17 protein-coding genes are annotated in these 18,698 nt (G+C 73.4%); 11 read left to right on the top strand and 6 right to left on the bottom strand.

What is annotated here, in order from left to right:
• Positions 1-2 precede the first annotated feature (2 nt).
• From K7640_RS08405 to K7640_RS08395, 3 genes are read left to right on the top strand one after another with little or no spacing between them, the layout of a single operon-like run.
• Positions 3-170: a DUF4244 domain-containing protein gene (locus K7640_RS08405; protein WP_222954134.1), complete on the top strand. Its 168-nt coding sequence runs from the start codon at positions 3-5 to the stop codon at positions 168-170.
• The gene (locus K7640_RS08400; protein ID WP_222954133.1) at positions 167-535 is read left to right on the top strand and encodes a TadE family type IV pilus minor pilin; all 369 of its coding nucleotides are present in this window, start codon (positions 167-169) and stop codon (positions 533-535) included. Before K7640_RS08405 ends, K7640_RS08400 begins: the two co-directional genes overlap by 4 nt.
• A complete protein-coding gene (locus K7640_RS08395; protein WP_222954132.1) occupies positions 532-972 on the top strand; it encodes an Rv3654c family TadE-like protein in 441 nt (146 codons plus the stop codon). The genes K7640_RS08400 and K7640_RS08395 overlap by 4 nt, the downstream gene beginning before the upstream one ends.
• 76 nt (positions 973-1,048) lie before the next feature.
• On the opposite strand, the gene K7640_RS08390 is transcribed toward K7640_RS08395, so the two are convergent.
• From K7640_RS08390 to K7640_RS08375, 4 genes are all read right to left on the bottom strand, one after another.
• The gene (locus tag K7640_RS08390) at positions 1,049-1,468 is read right to left on the bottom strand and encodes a hypothetical protein (protein WP_255608392.1); all 420 of its coding nucleotides are present in this window, start codon (positions 1,466-1,468) and stop codon (positions 1,049-1,051) included.
• A gap of 165 nt (positions 1,469-1,633) precedes the next feature.
• Positions 1,634-2,212, bottom strand: coding sequence for a hypothetical protein (locus tag K7640_RS08385; protein WP_222954131.1), 579 nt, complete (start codon positions 2,210-2,212; stop codon positions 1,634-1,636).
• 50 nt (positions 2,213-2,262) lie between these two features.
• Complete coding sequence (locus K7640_RS08380; RefSeq protein WP_222954130.1) at positions 2,263-2,469, bottom strand: hypothetical protein; 207 nt, start codon at positions 2,467-2,469, stop codon at positions 2,263-2,265.
• A 315-nt stretch (positions 2,470-2,784) separates the two neighbouring features.
• Positions 2,785-5,289 carry a DEAD/DEAH box helicase gene (locus K7640_RS08375; RefSeq protein ID WP_374198066.1) on the bottom strand — a complete coding sequence of 835 codons (2,505 nt, stop codon included), beginning with the start codon at positions 5,287-5,289 and terminating at the stop codon, positions 2,785-2,787.
• Positions 5,290-5,429: 140 nt separating this feature from the next.
• On the opposite strand from K7640_RS08375, the gene K7640_RS08370 reads away from it, so the two are divergent.
• The 7 genes from K7640_RS08370 to K7640_RS08340 all read left to right on the top strand — a co-directional run bounded on the left by K7640_RS08370 (position 5,430) and on the right by K7640_RS08340 (position 14,961).
• Positions 5,430-5,777 (top strand): STAS domain-containing protein, encoded by a 348-nt coding sequence (locus K7640_RS08370; protein WP_222954129.1) that lies wholly within the window; start codon positions 5,430-5,432, stop codon positions 5,775-5,777.
• The gene (locus K7640_RS08365; RefSeq protein ID WP_222954128.1) at positions 5,774-6,211 is read left to right on the top strand and encodes an ATP-binding protein; all 438 of its coding nucleotides are present in this window, start codon (positions 5,774-5,776) and stop codon (positions 6,209-6,211) included. The genes K7640_RS08370 and K7640_RS08365 overlap by 4 nt, the downstream gene beginning before the upstream one ends.
• 345 nt (positions 6,212-6,556) lie before the next feature.
• Positions 6,557-8,920: a sodium-translocating pyrophosphatase gene (locus tag K7640_RS08360; protein ID WP_222954127.1), complete on the top strand. Its 2,364-nt coding sequence runs from the start codon at positions 6,557-6,559 to the stop codon at positions 8,918-8,920.
• 120 nt (positions 8,921-9,040) lie between these two features.
• Positions 9,041-9,583: a hypothetical protein gene (locus tag K7640_RS08355; RefSeq protein WP_222954126.1), complete on the top strand. Its 543-nt coding sequence runs from the start codon at positions 9,041-9,043 to the stop codon at positions 9,581-9,583.
• Positions 9,574-10,215 carry a hypothetical protein gene (locus K7640_RS08350; protein WP_222954125.1) on the top strand — a complete coding sequence of 214 codons (642 nt, stop codon included), beginning with the start codon at positions 9,574-9,576 and terminating at the stop codon, positions 10,213-10,215. Before K7640_RS08355 ends, K7640_RS08350 begins: the two co-directional genes overlap by 10 nt.
• Before the next feature lie 358 nt (positions 10,216-10,573).
• Entirely contained in the window at positions 10,574-13,438 is a 2,865-nt protein-coding gene (topA, locus tag K7640_RS08345; protein ID WP_222954124.1) for a type I DNA topoisomerase, read from the top strand.
• A gap of 302 nt (positions 13,439-13,740) precedes the next feature.
• The gene (locus K7640_RS08340; RefSeq protein WP_255608389.1) at positions 13,741-14,961 is read left to right on the top strand and encodes a CapA family protein; all 1,221 of its coding nucleotides are present in this window, start codon (positions 13,741-13,743) and stop codon (positions 14,959-14,961) included.
• Here the strand turns inward: K7640_RS08340 and K7640_RS08335 are convergent.
• Positions 14,913-16,250: a D-arabinono-1,4-lactone oxidase gene (locus tag K7640_RS08335; RefSeq protein WP_222954123.1), complete on the bottom strand. Its 1,338-nt coding sequence runs from the start codon at positions 16,248-16,250 to the stop codon at positions 14,913-14,915. The two genes, K7640_RS08340 and K7640_RS08335, sit on opposite strands and share 49 nt — an antisense overlap.
• 226 nt (positions 16,251-16,476) lie before the next feature.
• Here K7640_RS08335 and K7640_RS08330 point away from each other — a divergent pair, with 226 nt between their 5' ends.
• Positions 16,477-17,052, top strand: coding sequence for a TetR family transcriptional regulator (locus K7640_RS08330; RefSeq protein WP_222954349.1), 576 nt, complete (start codon positions 16,477-16,479; stop codon positions 17,050-17,052).
• A 101-nt stretch (positions 17,053-17,153) separates the two neighbouring features.
• Here the strand turns inward: K7640_RS08330 and K7640_RS08325 are convergent, their stop codons facing one another.
• Positions 17,154-18,362 carry an amino acid deaminase/aldolase gene (locus K7640_RS08325; RefSeq protein WP_222954122.1) on the bottom strand — a complete coding sequence of 403 codons (1,209 nt, stop codon included), beginning with the start codon at positions 18,360-18,362 and terminating at the stop codon, positions 17,154-17,156.
• Between the last annotated feature and the right edge of the window lie 336 nt (positions 18,363-18,698).

The raw sequence follows: 18,698 nt of genomic DNA, 5'->3' as shown, positions 1-18,698 counted from the left end.
CAATGCGCAAACTCGTCGCCCGCCTGCGCGGGGACGCCGGGATGAACACCGCCGAGTACGCGGTCGGCACGCTCGCCGCGGTGGCCTTCGCGGGCATCCTGCTGAAGGTGCTCACGTCGGGCAACGTGCAGTCGGCGTTGACCGCGGTCATCGACCGCGCGCTCAAGTGAGCGGGCGCCGGCGGGCCGGCCGGGACCGGGGTTCGTTCACGGCCGAACTGGCGGCCGGTCTGCCGGCGCTGACCCTGTTGCTGCTCACCGGACTGACCGCGATGGACGCGGTCGCCACCAAGGCGGGCTGCCTGGCCGCGGCCCGGGACGCGGCGCTGGCCGCGTCCCGGGGCGAGGCCGGTGCCGCGGCGGTTGCCGGCACCGCACCGCGCGGGGCGCAGGTGCGGGTCGCGGTGGACGGAGACCGGGTGACCGCCACCGTCCGCGCCCCGGTCCGGGCGCTCGGTGCCCGGCTGCCGCGACTCACGGTGGCGGCCAGCGCGGTCGCCGCCGTCGAGCCTGGCCTACCCGAGGCGCGGCCATGACCGGCCGGTGCCCCACCATCGACGCCGGACACGAGGAATGCGGCGCACGAGACGGCACCGACCGTCAGATCGGGCACGGCGCACCTGCCGCCGCCGCCGAGCGGGGTGGCGCGACGGTCTACCTCCTCGCTGTCGGGCTGGTCTTCGTCGTGTTCGGCCTCTTCGGCGCGACGGTCGGTGCCGCCCGGACGGCGCGGCAGCAGGCCCGGGTCGCGGCCGATCTCGGCGCGCTGGCCGGAGCCGGCCGGGCGGTCGGGGGCAGCGACCTGGCCTGCGCTGCGGCGGCCGAGATCACCCGGGCGAACGGCGCGCGGCTGGCCGCCTGCCGGCTCGACGGCCTGGACGTGCTGGTGACCGCCGAGATCACGGTGACCGCGCTGCCGGGGCTGGTGCGGGTGGTCAGCGTGACCTCCCGCGCCGGGCCGGTGCGCGGTTGACCGTCGGCCGGATGACCTGCGCCGACCTACGCAGGTGGGTTGCATCGGCTGGTCGCTCATCCAACCGGTGCCGGAGTCAACTACCCAGGTGCGGGGAGCCGAGTTCCTTCCGCAGTTGGCGGACCAGGTTCTGGAAGGCTGTTTCCGCCACCGCATGCTGAGCCGGGTCAGAGTCGGGGCCGAGACGGCGGAGCGCCTCTGCGACGTCATTCGCCAGTGACACCGTCTTGGCGCTGCACAAGAGGGTGAGAGTGGAACGGGCGACTTGCATCGTCTTCCGCCACTCTCGTCGGTCGTCCTGATCCATGCCGCGCTCGCCCACCGTCCGAAACTTGTTGAGCAGGTACCGCGTGCTGGTGACGTAGTCGACAGCTCCTCGAAGCGTCTGATCGCGGAGCCAGTGCCGACGCTCGCGCTGGGCCTGGAGCAATGCGCCAATGGCCACAACGACGAGGCTGGCGAGGGCGCCGAAGCCCGCCGCAGCAAGGTTCCCCATGGGCGTCGAGGCTACGGAACCATCGAAGTTCGGGCGAGACCAAACCGGACGGAACGGCTCACCGTTCGTAGCAGACGATAAGTCGCCAAGATCTACCGCGGGTGGGTTCACGGGGAAGGCGGGCGGGGGCGCGTACCTCGGGTGGTACGCGCCCCCCGGGCCTGATCAGCGGCCCTGGAGCGCGTCCAGGCCGATCGCCATGGCGATCACCAGTCGGCGGTCGACCTGCGGGTGCTGGATCTCGACCACGTACCGGTCGCGCAGGCCCCACTTCTTGATCACCGAGAAGACCGGCTGGCCGTTGGCGGTGAAGTCGAAGTGGTATGGCAGCCAGGACAGCGAGTCGACGAAGCGCCGCAGCAGGGCCACCGGCATGCTCCGCTCCTGGCCGGTGATCTGCGGCAGACCAGCCTGCTCGACGTGCCACGTCGAGCGGAGCAGGGACTGGGCGAAGTCCTTGCGGAACAGCCCGATCGGCTGCCCCGCGTGGTCGGTCACGTCGTACGTGGCGCCGAGGTCGAGCCGCTGGCGGGCCTTGAACCCGAGCAGCGGGGTCTGCTTCGAGTCGTCGGTGTAGATGGTCACCTGCTCCTTGAAGGCGAGGCGCTTCTGCTGGGCGAACGCCAGCAGCCCGCCCTCCGAGCCGTCCGGCGCGACGCTGTGGACCTCGTACTGGTTGACCATCATCCGGATCCGCTGCCGGACGTGGAACTGCTGCTGTTGCTGAAGGGCGTCGAGCTGCATGAAGTCTCCAATTCAAGGGGGTCGGGCCGGAGTCTCGCACAGCTGGCCCGTCAGCGTCCGACCTCCATGGTGGCCTTCATCGCCCAACCGTTCAGCACCTGGTGGATCCGGCGCAGGTGTTCCTCGATCTCGGCGAGCCGTTCCGCCTGGGCGAGCGAGGCCAGCGCCGCGCCGAGCGATATCAACTGGTCGGGGGTGAGTTTCTCCTGGTCGATGGCGTAGAGCAGGTCGACGGTCTCGGCGATGGTGTCGGCCACGGCTCCTCCTGCGGCAACGGGAACGGCGAATACGGCTGGTGGTCGAGCGCCGGCGAGTCAACGATGACTTCCTATGGAAGCGCTCCCATGTATCAATGCCCCGCCCGCACGGCGCTCATGCATGTCTTGTCCGCCGACCGGTCCCGGGTGGGCCCCCACGTGCGGCAGGTGGGGGTGTGCCGGGCGAGGGAGAGCCCAAAGTGCGGGATTTGGGCGTGCGTCAGGCGGGTGGGGCCGAGGTGCGGGAGGTGGCGGTATGTCGGGCGAGGGAGGGCCCGACGTGCGGGAGATGGGGGTGTGCCGGCGGAGGCAAGATCAACCCCCGGATCGCACGTCCCCGGCGGGCACGTCGCCGCTCCGGTCACCCTGCTGGGGCAGCGCCGGCACGGTCGGATCATCAGCCGGGAGCGGGTCCGCCTCGGCCGGGGGCAGGTTCGCCAGCACCACGTCGAGCACCTTGAGCGCGTCCGGTTTGGACAGCGGGTTGTTGCCGTTGCCGCACTTCGGGGACTGCACGCAGGACGGGCAGCCGGTCTCGCACCCGCACTCGGCGATCGCGTCCCGGGTGGCCCGCAGCCAGGCCGCCGCCGTCCGGTACGCCCGCTCGGCGAAGCCCGCGCCGCCCGGATGCCCGTCGTAGACGAAGACCGTCGGCGCCTCGGTGTCCGGGTGGATCGCGGTGGAGAGCCCGCCGATGTCCCACCGGTCGCAGGTGGCCATCAGCGGCAGCAGCCCGATCGCCGCGTGCTCGGCGGCGTGCAGCGCGCCCGGGATGTCGGCCGTCTGCACCCCGGCGCGCGCCAGCGACTCCGGCGACACGGTGAACCACACCGCGACCGTCCGCAGCTCCCGGGTCGGCAGGTCCAGCGGCCGGGTGTCGATCACCTCGCCCGAGGCGATCCGCCGCCGCTGGTACGACACCACCTGGCTGGTCACGTCGACCTCGCCGAGGAATAGCCCGACCGGCCCGGCGTCGGTGTACGAGCGCACCGAGGCCACCGACAGCGAGATGACGTCCCGGGCGTGGGTGGACCAGTCCGGCTCCTCGGCGTGCACCAGCGCGCAGCCGTCGGCCAGGTCCAGCGAGTCGACCACGTACGAGACGCCCTGGTGCAGGTAGACGGCGCCGGAGTGGACGAGGAAGTGCGACGAGCCGCCGTCGACGGTGCCGAGCAGCCGCCCGGTGGACGCCTCCACCACGCAGACCGGCGCGCCGTCGGAACCGCGCAGGTCCACCTCGGGGCGTTCCCGGTGCCGCCAGTACCAGCCGGTGGGCCGCTGCCGCAGTGCGCCCGCCTCGACCAGCGACTCGACCGCCTCCTTGGCCCCCTCGCCGAAGAGTTCCAGGTCGGCGGGGGTCAGCGGGGCCTCGGCCGCGGCGCAGGCCAGCTGCGGGGCGAGCACGTACGGGTTGGCCGGGTCGAGCACGGTCGCCTCGACCGGCCGGCCGAACAGCGCCTCGGGGTGGTGCACCAGGTAGGTGTCCAGCGGGTCGTCCCGGGCCACCAGCACGGCGAGGGCCTCCCCGCCGGAGCGGCCGGCTCGGCCCGCCTGCTGCCACAGCGACGCCCGGGTGCCCGGCCAGCCGCAGATCAGCACCGCGTCCAGCCCGACCAGGTCGACCCCCAGCTCCAGTGCGTTCGTTGAGGCGAGCCCGAGCAGGTCGCCGCGGAGCAGGGCCCGTTCCAGCTCCCGCCGCTCCTCCCGCAGGTAACCGGCCCGGTAGGCGGCCACCCGCTCACCCAGGCCGGGCACCGCCTCGTCCAGCCCGCGCCGGGCGCTCGCCGCGACCACCTCGGCGCCCTTGCGGGAGCGGACGAAGGCGAGCGTGCGTACCCCCTCGGCGACCGTGTCGGCGAGCAGGTCGGCGGTCTCCCGCAGCGCCGAGCGGCGGACCGGCGCCAGGTCCGCGGCCTGGTCCTCGGCGGCGGCCGGCAGCAGCGGCGGCTCCCAGAGCGCGAAGGTCACCCCGCCGCGCGGCGAGCTGTCCTCGGTGACGGCGGTGACCGGCAGGCCGGTGAGCCGGCCGGCGGTGGTCGCCGGGTCGCCGGAGGTGGCCGAGGCCAGTACGAACGTCGGCCCGGCGGGCAGCCCGGGGCGGCTGGGCCGGCCGTACTTCGCGCACTGCCGCCGCAGCCGGCGCAGCACGTGCGCCACGTGCGAGCCGAACACCCCCCGGTAGGTGTGGCACTCGTCGACCACCACGTGGGTCAGCCGGCGCAGGAAGCCCGACCACTGGGCGTGCCCGGGCAGGATGCCGTGGTGCAGCATGTCCGGGTTGGTCAGCACGAACCGGGAGTGCCGCCGGATCCACTCCCGCTCGGCCCGGGGGGTGTCGCCGTCGTAGCAGGCCGGGCGGACGTCCTCCAGTTCCAGCGCGGCGACCGCCCGCAGCTGGTCGGCGGCGAGCGCCTTGGTGGGGGCCAGGTAGAGCACCGTCGCCCGCGGGTCGGCCAGCAGGGTGGCCAGCGCCGGGAGCTGGTAGGCCAGCGACTTGCCCGAGGCGGTGCCGGTGGCGACGACGACGTGCCGGCCGGCGTACGCCAGCTCCGCCGCCTCGGCCTGGTGCCGCCACGGCGCGGTGACGCCGCGCCGGGCGAACGCCGCCCGCAGCTCCGCCGGGGCCCACGCCGGCCACGGCGCGGTCGTGCCCGCCCGGGCGGGCACCCGCTCGACGTGGGTGACCGGGTCGGTGGTCGTCCGGGCGCGCAGCCGGCGCAGCAGGTCGGCCGGCGCCCGCCCGGTGCCCGGGTCCGCGGCCGACGGCTGCCGGTCGGCGCGCGGCGCCGGGGGCGCCGGGCGGGGGCTGTCGTCGGTCACGTCCTGCACTCTCGCACTGGTTCGGGGTGAAGCCCGGGGCCGGTGGGTATGGGTTGCCTCTGCCGGTGACCTTCGGGTTCGTCTGGTGGAAGGTGGTTAGATGCCCAGGAGAGTTTACGGCTCTTGCGAGGGAGGGACCGATGGAGCTGTCGCTGGCGACCCGCACCGTGGGCGAGCACACCGTGCTCGAGGTCGGCGGTGAGGTGGACGTCTACACGGCCCCCCGCCTGCGCGAACGACTCCTTGAGTTGATCGACGGCGGGGCCCGCCACGTGGTGGTGGACCTCGGCCGGGTGGACTTCCTCGACTCCACCGGCCTCGGCGTGCTGGTCGGCGCGCTCAAGCGGCTGCGCACCGTCGGTGGCACGTTCGCGCTCGTCTGCGACAAGGAGCCGCTGCTCAAGATCTTCCGGATCACCGCCCTGGACCAGGTCTTCCCGCTGCACGCCACGGTCGACGCGGCGGTCGCCGCCGGCCCGGCGGCATGATGGCCACGGTCAAGCTCTCCTTCTCGCCCGCCCCGGTGCACGTGCGCACCGCCCGGCTGGTCGGCGTGGCGGTCGCCCGCCGCGCCGGCGTACGGGAGGACCTGCTGGACGAGGTGCGGCTGGCCATCGGTGAGGCGTGCACCCGCGCGGTGGCCCTGCACCGGCAGTACCACGTGCCCGATCCGGTGCTGGTGGAGATGGACGACACCGGCTCCTACACGGTGCGGGTGATCGACCGGGCGCCGATCGAGGCGAGCATCGGGCTGACCGCGCTGAACGCCGACCAGTTGGCCAACGAGTCGCTCGACGAGGACGACCTCACCACCGGCGTCGGCTTCGCCCTGCTCGCCGGGTTCGTCGAGGATCTCCAGGTGCGCCCGGTGCCGGAGGGCGTCGGCACCGAGGTCCGGATGGTGTGGCCGACCGGTCGCTGACCCACCCCGCAACCACCGCCGGCCGACGCCGGCGCGCCACGAGGCCGTGTCCCGCAACCGGGGCGCGGCCTCGTCGTGCTGGCCGCCTTCTATATCAGATAACTCCTCATAACACAGCGATGAAGATCATCGGGACACGGTGCCACCTCGGTGTGACCTCCAACACTGCGGAGGGCTACAGTACCCGGGTTGTCAGCAAGTGATCCGTTCCCGCAGCCAGCGGGAACGGGTGTTCATCGCTGGTCCGCCGGGGTGGGTTGGCGCGCGCTTGCGAGTCCACATCCAAGGCGTCGGCCCGTGCGTCTCCACGGATCGACGCGAGTGTTCGGTTACAGGAGGACACAGATGTCCGGGACCTTGGCCGCCGACGGCGGCGGGCTGTCCCTTACCGGAGCCAACGTGACGTACGTCGTCATCGCCGCGGTCATCGCGCTGGTGGCACTCGTCTTCGCCGCCGCCCTCACCAGGGCGGTACTGGCAGCCGGCAAGGGCACCACCAACATGCAGGAGATCTCCGGGGCCGTCCAGGAGGGCGCCTCGGCCTACCTGCTCCGCCAGTTCAGGACGCTGGCGATCTTCGTCGTCGTCGCCGTCGTACTGCTCTTCCTGCTGCCGGTGCACGACACCGACGGCAGCGAGATCGCGGTGAAGATCGGCCGGTCGGCCTTCTTCGTGGTGGGCGCCCTGTTCAGCGCGTTCATCGGTGGTGCCGGCATGTGGCTGGCCACCCGCGCCAACCTGCGGGTCGCCGCGGCGGCCCGGGAGCGCGAAGGTGGCCGTGAGGGCGCCATGAAGATCGCGTTCCGCACCGGCGGCGTGGTCGGCTTCCTCACCGTCGGCCTCGGCCTGTTCGGCGCCGCGCTGGTCGTGCTGCTCTTCAAGGGCGACGCGCCGACGGTGCTGGAGGGCTTCGGCTTCGGCGCCGCGCTGCTCGCCATGTTCATGCGGGTCGGCGGCGGCATCTTCACCAAGGCCGCCGACGTCGGCGCCGACCTGGTCGGCAAGGTCGAGCAGGGCATCCCCGAGGACGACCCGCGCAACGCCGCCACCATCGCCGACAACGTCGGCGACAACGTCGGCGACTGCGCCGGCATGGCCGCCGACCTCTTCGAGTCGTACGCGGTCACGCTGGTCGCCGCGCTGATCCTCGGCCGGGCCGCGTTCGGCGAGACCGGCCTGGTCTTCCCGCTGATCATCTCCACCATCGGGGTGCTGGTCGCGATCGTCGGCGTCTTCATCACCCGGCTGCGCACCAGCGACCGCAACGGCCTGACCGCGATCAACCGGGCCTTCTACCTCTCCGCGCTGATCGCCGCGGTGCTGGTGGCGATCGCCGCCTTCGCGTACCTGCCGGCGACCTTCGACGAGCTGGAGGGCGGGCTGACCGGCATCGACCGCGACCCGCGGCTGGTAGCCATCGGCGCGGTCGTGATCGGCATCGTGCTGGCCGCCGCGATCCAGGCGCTGACCGGCTACTTCACCGAGACCAACAAGCGTCCGGTGCAGGACATCGGCAAGAGCTCGCAGACCGGCGCGGCCACCGTCATCCTCGCCGGCATCAGCGTCGGCCTGGAGTCGGCGGTCTACTCGGCGCTGCTGATCGGCGCCGGCGTGTTCGGCGCGTTCCTGCTCGGCGGCAGCTCGATCACGCTCTCCCTGTTCGCGGTGGCGCTGGCCGGCACCGGCCTGCTCACCACGGTCGGCGTGATCGTGGCGATGGACACCTTCGGCCCGATCTCCGACAACGCCCAGGGCGTGGCGGAGATGTCCGGCGACATCGACGAGCACGGCGCGCGCACGCTGACCGAGCTGGACGCGGTCGGCAACACCACCAAGGCGATCACCAAGGGCATCGCGATCGCCACCGCGGTGCTGGCCGCGACCGCGCTGTTCGGCTCGTACACCGACACGCTCCAGTCGGCGGTCGCCGGCGCCCGCGGGCTGGACGTCACCGACCCGGCGGTCGGCAACGAGATCATCAACTTCCTCAACGTGGCGAACCCGCGCAACCTGGTCGGCCTGATCATCGGCGCGGCGGTGGTGTTCCTCTTCTCCGGCCTGGCCATCAACGCGGTCTCCCGCTCGGCCGGCGCCGTGGTGATGGAGGTCCGCCGGCAGTTCCGCGAGCTGCCCGGCATCATGGACGGCACCCAGCGCCCGGAGTACGGCAAGGTCGTCGACATCTGCACCCGGGACGCGCAGCGCGAGCTGATGACCCCCGGTCTGCTCGCCATCCTCGCCCCGATCGCGGTCGGCTTCGGCCTCGGTCCCGGCGCGCTGGCGGCGTACCTGGCCGGCGCGATCGGCGCGGGCACGCTGATGGCGGTGTTCCTGGCCAACTCCGGTGGCGCCTGGGACAACGGCAAGAAGCTGGTGGAGGACGGCGCGTACGGCGGCAAGGGCTCCGACGCGCACGCCGCCACGGTCATCGGCGACACCGTCGGCGACCCGTTCAAGGACACCGCCGGCCCGGCGATCAACCCGCTGATCAAGGTGATGAACCTGGTCTCGCTGCTGATCGCGCCCGCCGTGGTGGCGTGGAACGTCGGCGACGACGCGAACACCCCGCTGCGGGTGGCGGTCGCCGTGGTGGCCACGCTGATCATCGTCGCGGCGGTGGTGTTCAGCAAGCGCAAGGGCGTGGCGATGAGCGACTCCGACTCCGGGGTGGACACCCCGGATCAGCGGCCGGAGACGATCAACGCCTGAGTCCCGTACGACGGTCACGGTTCCCGGTCGGCGCCCGCCGGCCGGGAACCGTGCCGTCCGGCCCGGACCCGGCAAACCTGACCGGTGGCGGTTCCCCCGTCAGGCCGTACGCTGCAACGCATGCGTACGTGCCGGGCGTCTGCCGCCGGGAAGCTCACGGTGGTCCTGGCCACGCTCCTGCTCACGGTCGGCGCCTGCGGAGGTGGGCCCAGCCCCCGGGCCTGGGCCGCGTCGGTCTGCCAGGCGCTCGCCCCGTGGCGGGCGGAGATCAGCAAGCTGACCAGTGGGACCCAGCAGCAGATGACCGCGCAGACCACCCCGGCGCAGGCCCGGGAGAACCTGGTCCGGCTCTTCGACGGTGCCCACCAGGCGAGCGAGGACGCCCGCCGGCAGGTGGTGGAGGCCGGCGTCCCGGAGATCCCCGGCGGCGAGGAGATCTCCGCCGGCTTCCGGGCCTCGCTGACCCGGATGCGGGACGCGTACGGCCGGGCCCGCGACACCGTCCGCGGCCTGGACACCACCCGGCCCGCTGCCTTCTACGACGGGGTGCAGGCCGCGGTGGAGAACCTGAGCAAGGAGTACGACGCGAGCGCGCTGGACACCAGCCGGCTCCGATCCAAAGAGCTCAAGGCCGCCTTCGACGAGGTTCCGGAGTGTCGCTGACCCCACCCGACTCGCCCCCCGACCCGGGCCGCCAGCTGTCGCTGTTCGGCACCGAGGCCGCCGATCCGTCCGTCGCCGACCTGGCCGGCCTGCTCGCCGGGCCGGGGGAGGTGGTCCGGATGGGCGGCACGGCGCGGCTGTCGGTGGCGGTGGACGCGGGCTGGCGGGTGCACGTGCTGGTGGCGGAGCTGGCCGCGCGAGGGCTGTCGGCGACCTGGGAGACGGCCGGCGCGGAGGAGACCGGGCAGCGGCGGCACATCGTGCGCACCGCGTACGCGAGCACGCTGGCGCCGCTGGCGCTGGCCTGGACGCGCGGCGGGGTGAAGCGGCCACCGGCGGGCTTCCACCTCAACGGCCGCCGGCTGCGGATCTGGCTCGCCGCGGCCGGCCGGGCCGACCCGTCGGGCTTCCTGCTCCGGCTCGGCCCGGTCGACGAGGAGTGCTGGCCGCCGGTGCGGCGGGCGCTGGCCGCGGTCGGCCTGGCCGGGGCGCTGCTGGACGCCGACGCGGGCGGCCCGGCGTACCGGATCTCCGGCCGGCGGCGGCTCGCCCGGCTGGCGGAGCTGGTGGGCGACCGGCCGACCGCCGCGCCCCCGGCCGACTGGCCGGCGCGCCCGCCCGCCGGCCGGTGACCGCGGTCCGATACGTCCAGCGCGGATCGCCCGTGATCGCGGCAACCGGTGCCGGCCAGGTGTCCGATCATGGACAGCTGGCGCGGTGGTCCCGGCCGGAAAACGGCCTGATCTGCCCCCCACCGACGGTGCGGCGTCGTCACAGTCACCACTGTCCGGCCTACCCACGGTGTACGGTGGCGCCGTCCGGCACAACCGCCGGCGCGGCCGGCCCGTGGGGCGCCGCACCGGACGTTCGCCGCCCGTGACAACCGGAAACCGGACGGCGCGTTACGTTGGACATCCACCATCGGCGGTGGTCTGCCGGTGCAACGCGGCCCGAAACGGGCATTGAGTAGGAGTGAGGTCGGAGAGAGACGTGCCGAGCAAAGCTGCAACCACCCGTCTGGTCATCGTCGAGTCACCGGCGAAGGCCAAGACGATCTCGGGCTATCTCGGCCCGGGGTACGTCGTGGAGGCCAGCTTCGGCCACGTCCGGGACCTCCCACGCAACGCCGCCGACGTGCCGGCCAAGTACAAGGGCGAGCCGTGGGCCCGGCTCGGGGTGGACGTCGACAACGGCTTCCACGCCCTCTACGTGGTCTCCGCCGACCGCCGCCAGCAGATCAGCAAGCTGGTGAAGCTGGCCAAGGAGGTCGACGAGATCTTCCTGGCGACGGACGAGGACCGCGAGGGCGAGGCCATCGCCTGGCACCTGGTCGAGACGCTCAAGCCCAAGGTGCCGGTCAAGCGGATGGTCTTCCACGAGATCACCAAGCCGGCCATCCAGGCCGCGGTGGCCAACCCGCGCGAGATCGACCGGGACCTGGTCGACGCGCAGGAGGCCCGGCGCATCCTGGACCGGCTGTACGGCTACGAGGTCTCCCCGGTGCTGTGGAAGAAGGTCATGCCGAGGCTCTCGGCGGGCCGGGTGCAGTCCGTGGCGACCCGGATCGTGGTCGAGCGGGAGCGCCAGCGGATGGCCTTCCGCACCGCCGAATACTGGGACATCCTGGCCACCCTGGCGGTGGCGAACGCGGGCGAGGGCCCGCGCACCTTCAACGCCACCCTGGTCGCGCTGAACGGCGACCGGATCGCCACCGGCAAGGACTTCGAGCCGACCACCGGCCGGGTGAAGCCCGGCGCCGGTGTGGTGCACCTCGACGAGGGCGGGGCCCGGGGCCTCGCCGCCCGCCTGGCGGACCGGCCGTTCACGGTCACCCGGGTCGAGGAGAAGCCCTACCGTCGCCGCCCGTACGCGCCGTTCATCACCTCCACCCTCCAGCAGGAGGCGGCCCGCAAGCTGCGCTTCTCGTCGCAGCAGACGATGCGCACCGCGCAGCGGCTGTACGAGAACGGCTACATCACCTATATGCGTACCGACTCGGTGAACCTGTCGGAGACCGCCATCGCGGCGGCCCGCCGGCAGATCGTCGAGCTGTACGGCGAGCGCAGCGTGCCGCCGGAGCCGCGCCGGTACACCGGCAAGGTGAAGAACGCGCAGGAGGCGCACGAGGCGATCCGCCCGGCGGGGGACAACTTCCGCACCCCGGGCGACGTGGCCAAGGAGCTCTCCGGCGAGGAATACAGGCTCTACGAGCTGATCTGGCGGCGGACCATCGCCTCGCAGATGACCGACGCGGTCGGGTCCAGCGTCTCGGTGCGCATCCGGGCGGTCTCCACCGCCCAGGAGGAGGCCGACTTCGGCGCCACCGGCAAGACCATCACCGACCCGGGCTTCCTGCGGGCGTACGTCGAGTCCAGCGACGACGAGAACGCCGAGGCCGAGGACGCCGAGCGGCGGCTGCCCACCCTGGTCAAGGACCAGCCGCTGACCGCCGACGAGCTGGCCGCGCAGGGGCACCACACCCAGCCGCCGTCGCGCTACACCGAGGCGTCGCTGGTCAAGGCGCTGGAGGAGCTGGGCATCGGCCGCCCGTCGACGTACGCGTCGATCATGCAGACCATCCAGGACCGGGGGTACGTCTTCAAGCGCGGCCAGGCGATGATCCCGTCGTTCCTGGCGTTCGCGGTGATCGGGCTGATGGAGCGGCACTACCCCCGCCTGATCGACTACGACTTCACCGCCAGCATGGAGAACGAGCTGGACGAGATCGCCGGCGGCGACCACGCGGCGGTCGACTTCCTCACCTCGTTCTACTTCGGCAGCGCCAACGGCACCGGCGACCAGGCGATCGCGCACGCCGGTGGGCTCAAGAAGCTGGTGACCGAGAACCTGAGCGAGATCGACGCGCGCAGCGTCAACTCGATCCCGCTGCACACCGACGACGAGGGTCGCGAGGTGGTGGTGCGGGTCGGCCGGTACGGGCCGTACCTGCAGCGGGCGCTCCCCGGCGAGCAGCCCACGCCGTCGGGTGAGGGCGAGGAGGGCGGCGGCCAGGGCGACCGGGCGCCGATCCCCGAGGGCCTGGCGCCGGACGAGCTGACCCCGGAAAAGGTGCACGAGCTGTTCCTCGGCGGCGGGGGCGAGCGCAAGCTCGGCGACGACCCGGCCACCGGCGAGCCGATCCTGCTCAAGTCCGGCCGGTTCGGGCCGTACGTGGCCAGCGGGGAGCGCAAGTCGTCGCTGCTGAAGTCGCAGTCGCCCGACGAGCTCACCCTCGAACAGGCGTTGAAGCTGCTCAGCCTGCCCCGGGTGGTCGGCGTCGGCCCGGACGGCGCCGAGGTGGTGGCCAAGAACGGCCGCTACGGCCCGTATGTGCAGCTGGGCGAGGAGTCCAGGTCGCTGGAGTCCGAGGAGAAGCTCTTCACCGTCACGCTGGACGAGGCGTTGGCCCTGCTGGCCGCACCGAAGACCCGCCAGCGCCGGGCCGCCGCGCCGCCGCTGCGCGAGATGGGCGCCGACCCGCTGACCGAGAAGCCGCTGGTCATCAAGGACGGGCGGTTCGGCCCGTACGTCACCGACGGGGAGTTCAACGCCTCGCTGCGGCGCGGGCAGACCCCGGAGGAGCTGACCCTGGCGCAGGCCTCGGAGATGCTCGCCGAGAAGCGGGCGAAGGGGCCGGCGCCGAAGAAGAAGGCCACGAAGAAGGCGGCACCGGCCAAGAAGACGGCCGCGGCGAAGAAGACGACCGCCGCCAAGAAGACGGCCACGAAGGCGACGGCGGCGAAGAAGACCGCGGCCGCGAAGTCCACCGCGACCAAGAAGGCGACCACCGCCAAGGCCACCCCGGCCAAGAAGGCCGCCCCGCGCAAGGCCACCGCCGCCACCGAGTCCGACTGAGCCCGCTCTCCCGCCCCCGCGAGGCGGCGGGTTGCGGCGTGTCGCGCTGTCCTGCCGGCGTGAGGCAGCGCTATGCGGCATGTCGTGCTGTCCCGCCGCCCCGAGACCGCGAAATGCGGCACGTCGTGCTGAGCCCGCCGCCGCGAGGCCGACGTCGCGAGGCCGACGTCGCGAGGCCGACCGCCGCGAGATGGGAGTGGAGTGGCCGTTGCGCGACAGCGGTGAAGACGACCGCCCGCCTTCGGGTGAAATAACCGAAACGAGGGCCACCGGCGGTCCACCGCTCACCTAACGTGGGCCAGATGCTCGTGTCCGTGCTGCCCCGCCGGGCGCTGCTCGCCGTCGGGGCGGCCCTCGCCCTGCTGCTCGCCGTGGTGGCGGGGTGGCAGCTGCTCCGCCCGGCTGACCACGCTCCGCCAGGTGCCGCACCGGAGCCGCCGGTCCAGTCGACCGCCGGCCGGTCGGTCGCACCGGAACCGCCGGCCCGTCGGACGCTGCGGCTGGTCGCCGCCGGTGACGTACTGGTCCATCCTCCGGTCACCGAGCAGGCCCGCCGGGACGCCGGCCCGGCCGGCGGGCTCGACTTCGCCCCCATGTTCGCGGGCGTGGCGCCGGTGGTGCGCGGGGCCGACCTGGCGCTCTGTCACCTGGAGACCCCGCTGGCCGAACCGGCGGGCCCGTTCTCCGGCTACCCGTCGTTCAACGCGCCGCCGCAGGTGCTCGACGGGGTGCGGTCGGCGGGCTTCGACGGCTGCTCGACCGCCTCGAACCACACCCTGGACCAGGGCGCCGACGGGGTGACCCGGACGATCCGGGCGCTCGACGCGGCCGGCCTCGGGCACACCGGGAGCGCGCGCAGCGCCGCCGAGGCGGCCACCCCGCGGATCTACCGGGTCGGCGAGGTGCGGGTGGCGCACCTGGCGTACAGCTTGAACTTCAACGGCCTGGAGCGCCCGGCCGGCCGGGAGTGGCTGGCCAACCTGATCGACCCGCCGCAGATCCTGGCCGCCGCCCGCCGGGCGCGGGCCGCCGGCGCGGACATCGTCGTGCTCAGCCTGCACTGGGGTACGGAGTACGCGCACCAGCCCGACGCCGACCAGCGCGACTGGGCCCGGCAGTTGATCGCCTCGCCCGACGTGGACCTGATCCTGGGCCACCACGCCCACGCGGTGCAGCCGTTCCAGCGGTTCGGCGACAAGTGGGTGGTCTTCGGGATGGGCAACCAGTTGGCCCGGCACGCCGAGCCGGTCGCCGACAACCGGGAGGGGGTGATGGCCCGGGCCACCTTCACCGAGGTGGCGCCCGGCCGCTGGCGGGTGACCCGGATGGAGGCGCTGCCCACCTGGACCGACCTCACGCCCCGGCTGCGCCTGGTCGACCTGACCGCGGCGCTCGCCGACCCGGGCACGGCGCCGGCCGCCCGCCGGGACTACCAGGCCGCGTACGACCGGGTGCTGGGGTATGTGGGGGCCGGTCAGGCGGTGCTGCCGGAGGGCGCGCCGCCGAGCACCCGGTCCAGGTAGCCGTTGCCGAACACCCGCGCCGGGTCGAGCCGGTCGCGCAGCGCCAGGAAGTCGGCGAACCTCGGGTACGCGGGGGCCAGCGACGCCGCGTCCCGCCAGTGCAGTTTGCCCCAGTGCGGCCGGCCGCCCAGCTCCGTCGCCACCCGCTCGAACGCCCGGAAGTACGGCTCGTACGGCATGCCGACGTACTGGTGCACGGCGAGGTAGACCGAGTCCCGCCCGTAGCCGTGCGAGAGCCAGATGTCGTCGGCGGCGGTGAACCGCACCTCGACCGGGAAGAGCACCTTGAACGGCAGCCCGTCCACGATCCGCCGCAGGGCGGCCAGCGCCTCGGGCAGGGCGGCGCGCGGCAGGCCGTACTCCATCTCCACGAAGCGGACCCGGCGCGGGGTGCAGAAGACCGCGTCGGAGCGGCCGGTGTAGCTGCGCTCGGTGAGCGCCCGGGCGGAGACCGCGCTGATGGCGGGGGCCAGCGCCGGCACGGCGCGGCCCAGCCGGCAGGCGCCCGCGAAGACGGTGTTGGCGAGGAAGTCGTCGTCCAGCCAGCCGCGCCAGCGGGGCAGTGGCCGGTCGTCGGCGGGCACCCGGTCGTTGGTCTTGACCTGCACCCGGTCGGTGTACGGGAACCAGTAGAACTCGACGTGGTCGTGCTCCGCCACCAGCGTCGGCAGTTCGGCCAGCACGGCGGCCAGCGGCGCCGGCCGCTCGTGCGCCCGCAGCACGAAGGCGTCCACGCAGCGCAGGGTGACCTCGACCAGCACGCCGAGCGCGCCCAGGCCGACCCGGGCGGCGGCGAGCACGTCGGGGTGCTGGTCGGCGGTGCAGCGCAGCACCTCACCGGTGCCGGTGACCAGCGTCAACGCCTCGACGAAGGTGGACAGGCAGCCGTAGCCGGCGCCGGTGCCGTGGGTGCCGGTGGAGATCGCCCCGGCGACCGTCTGGGCGTCGATGTCGCCCAAATTGGGTAGGGCGAGGCCGTGTTCGGCGAGCAGCGCGTTGAGCGTTCGCAGGGTCATCCCGGCGGGTACGGTGACCAGCCGGGCGGATCGTTCCACCCGGATGTCGGTGCGCAGGGCGCCGAGCTCCAGCTGCCGGCCCTCGGGCCGGGCGATCGAGGTGAAGGAGTGCCCGCTGCCCACCGCTCGGATCCGCTCCCCCGCCGCGCCGGCCGACCGGACTGCCTCGGCGACGGCCTCCACCGTGGCCGGGCGCAGCACGGCGCTGGGGTCGGCGTGCTGGTTGCCGGCCCAGTTCGACCAGGCGGTGGTGGGCGGCGCGGTGGCGGCCATCAACCCTCCTCGAAATGAATATGAACTGACTTCATATCAGGAACGTTGTGCCTGGTAAATACCGCAATCGGGGTCCGATCGTTAGTACCGGTAGTCACGGACTCGTGACGTGCAGATATGTTCATCCGTCGAAGGGGGGTGGCGTCGAGTGTCCACACCAGCCGCCACGACCGGACCGCTGCGCCGCGTTCCGGTGCAGGGTCGAAGTGTGGCGCGCGTCCAGCGGATGCTGGACGCCTGCGCCGAGCTCGTCGACGAGGTCGGGTACGAGGGACTGACCACGACGTTGCTCGCCGAGCGGGCCGAGGTGGCGATCGGGTCGGTCTATCAGTTCTTTCCGGACAAGCGGGCGATCGTCCAGGCGTTGACCCTGCGCACCATGGAGTCCTACCTCCAGCGGCTCGACGAGCGGTTCGCCTCCGACGACCTGACCCACTGGTGGGACGGCGTCGACGCGGGCATCGACGAGTACATCACCATGCACCGCACCGTTCCCGGGTTCCGTACCCTGCACTTCGGCGACGTGGTCGACCTGCACCTGCTCGACGAGCAGCGGGACAACAACGGCGTGATCGCCGACCAGTTGGCCCGGGTGCTGACCGAGCGGTTCGGCCTGCGTGACGTACCCGACCTCCGGTTCTATCTGGAGATCGCCGTCGAGGCGGCCGACGCCCTGATCAAGCTGGCGTTCCGGCGCAGGCCCGAGGGCGACGACCGGGTCCTGATCGAGGCGAAGGCGCTGATCCGGGAATACCTCTACCGCCAGGTCGACACCAGGACCGAGGCCGGCCAGTCCAGCTGAGCCGGTCCGCCACCGGCCGGCGCCGGCGGCGACGCCCGGGGTGCGACCGGGCAGGGCCACGGCGGCGGGCGCCCGAGGTGCGCCGGGAGCCCCGCCGCCGCTCACAGATAGGCGTGACCCTCACCCCGGTAGGTGGGCGCGGTCGCCACGACGGCGTCGCCGTCGACCAGATGCAGCTCGTTGACGTGCTCGCAGAGCTCGCCGGCCTTGGCGTGGCGGAACCAGACCCGGTCGCCGACCCGCAGGTCGGCCGCGGCCCGCCCGGCCAGCGGGGTCTGCACCTCGCCGGCCCCCTCGGCGCCGAGCAGCCGCAGCCCCGCCGGCAGCCACGGCCGGGGGAGCCGGCTCTGGGCCGCCGGGCCGGAGGCGATCCAGCCGCCGCCCAGCACCGTGGCCAGGCCCGGCCCCGGGCGCCGGACCACCGCGCAGGCGAAGAACGCGGCCGGCGTCGGCCGCCAGGCCCGGTAGGCGTCGAACAGGGTCGGCCCGTACAGGCCCGATCCCGCGGTGACCTCGGTGACCGCGGGATCCGCGCTGGTCGCGGCCAGGCTGCCGGTGCCGCCGCCGTTGACGAACTCCAGGTCGGCGTGTTCGCGTACCGCGGCCACCGCCGCGCCCCGGCGGGCCAGCAGTTCCCGGTACGAGCCACGCTGGGCGAGCCGGATCGCGGTCCCGTACGCCGCCCGGCCGGGCGGGGCGTCGCCCAGGCCGGCGATCTGTGCCTCGTACGCCATCAGGCCGACCAGCCGGAAGCCCGGCCGGCCGGCGACGGCGGCGGCCAGCGCGCCGGCGGCCCGGGCGCTGTGCACCGGGGAGCGGCGCACACCCACGTGCACCCGCCCGCGCAGCGGTCGCCAGGAGGCGTCGAGTTCGAGGCAGATCCGCAGCGCCGGACGCCGTCCCGGGGGGCGGACGGTGTCGATCAGATCGAGCTGCTCGGTGCCGTCGACCATCAGCGTCACCGCGCCGGCCAGCGCCGGGTCGGCGGCCAGCCGGGCGAGCGCGCCCCGGTCGGCGGTCGGGTACGCCACCAGCACGTCGTCGCTCACCCCGGCCTCGACCAGCCGGAGCGCCTCGGGCAGCGTGAAGGCCATCACGCCGCGCCAGCCCGGCCGGGCCAGCGCGCGGGCGATCAGCTCGCGGCACCGCAGCGACTTGCTGGCGATCCGGATCGGCTTGCCACCGGCGCGCTCGGCCAGCGCCGTGGCGTTGGCGTCGAAGGCGGCCAGGTCGACCACCGCGTACGGCGGGTCGAGGTGGGCGGTCGCGGCGTCCAGGCGCCGCCGGAGTTGCTCGGTGTGGGTCACCACGTCTGCACGCTAACTGTCGGGGAGTGAATGCGAAATACCCTCGTATCTGTCCCGGGACTGCGCCGGCCGGACATGGCCTAGGCTCGGCGAGCAGGATGTCGCGGGCGGGGACCATCGCGGCCGCGGGACTAGAGTGTTCCACCGGGGGAGCCCAACGTTGGGCCGGCACGTGGAGGTACGGCCATCGAAAGCCAGCAGAACGGCGAGTCGTCCGGCGTGTCGCCGTCCGGCCCGCAGCCCGCGGGGTCCGCCGGCCGACCGCCGGCGGACGACCACGCCCGCCCGGACCTCGACGACACCTCGGCCGGCGCCGAGGCCCGGCAGCCCGGCGGGGGC

The organism is Micromonospora sp. PLK6-60 (genome assembly GCF_019890675.1).
In the GTDB taxonomy this organism is placed as follows: domain Bacteria; phylum Actinomycetota; class Actinomycetes; order Mycobacteriales; family Micromonosporaceae; genus Micromonospora.
Note: the sequence above shows the minus strand (reverse complement) of the source record. Positions and strands in the feature narration are given on the sequence as shown.

Excerpts from the sequence above, each read along its gene's own strand:
- K7640_RS08360 (WP_222954127.1), top strand. The coding sequence starts at position 6,557 with ATGTCCGGGACCTTGGCCGCCGACGGCGGCGGGCTGTCCCTTACCGGA.
- K7640_RS08370 (WP_222954129.1), top strand. The coding sequence starts at position 5,430 with ATGGAGCTGTCGCTGGCGACCCGCACCGTGGGCGAGCACACCGTGCTC.
- K7640_RS08365 (WP_222954128.1), top strand. The coding sequence starts at position 5,774 with ATGATGGCCACGGTCAAGCTCTCCTTCTCGCCCGCCCCGGTGCACGTG.
- K7640_RS08355 (WP_222954126.1), top strand. The coding sequence starts at position 9,041 with ATGCGTACGTGCCGGGCGTCTGCCGCCGGGAAGCTCACGGTGGTCCTG.
- K7640_RS08395 (WP_222954132.1), top strand. The coding sequence starts at position 532 with ATGACCGGCCGGTGCCCCACCATCGACGCCGGACACGAGGAATGCGGC.
- K7640_RS08330 (WP_222954349.1), top strand. The coding sequence starts at position 16,477 with ATGCTGGACGCCTGCGCCGAGCTCGTCGACGAGGTCGGGTACGAGGGA.
- K7640_RS08340 (WP_255608389.1), top strand. The coding sequence starts at position 13,741 with ATGCTCGTGTCCGTGCTGCCCCGCCGGGCGCTGCTCGCCGTCGGGGCG.
- K7640_RS08385 (WP_222954131.1), bottom strand. The coding sequence starts at position 2,212 with ATGCAGCTCGACGCCCTTCAGCAACAGCAGCAGTTCCACGTCCGGCAG.
- K7640_RS08390 (WP_255608392.1), bottom strand. The coding sequence starts at position 1,468 with ATGGGGAACCTTGCTGCGGCGGGCTTCGGCGCCCTCGCCAGCCTCGTC.
- K7640_RS08405 (WP_222954134.1), top strand. The coding sequence starts at position 3 with ATGCGCAAACTCGTCGCCCGCCTGCGCGGGGACGCCGGGATGAACACC.
- K7640_RS08335 (WP_222954123.1), bottom strand. The coding sequence starts at position 16,250 with ATGGCCGCCACCGCGCCGCCCACCACCGCCTGGTCGAACTGGGCCGGC.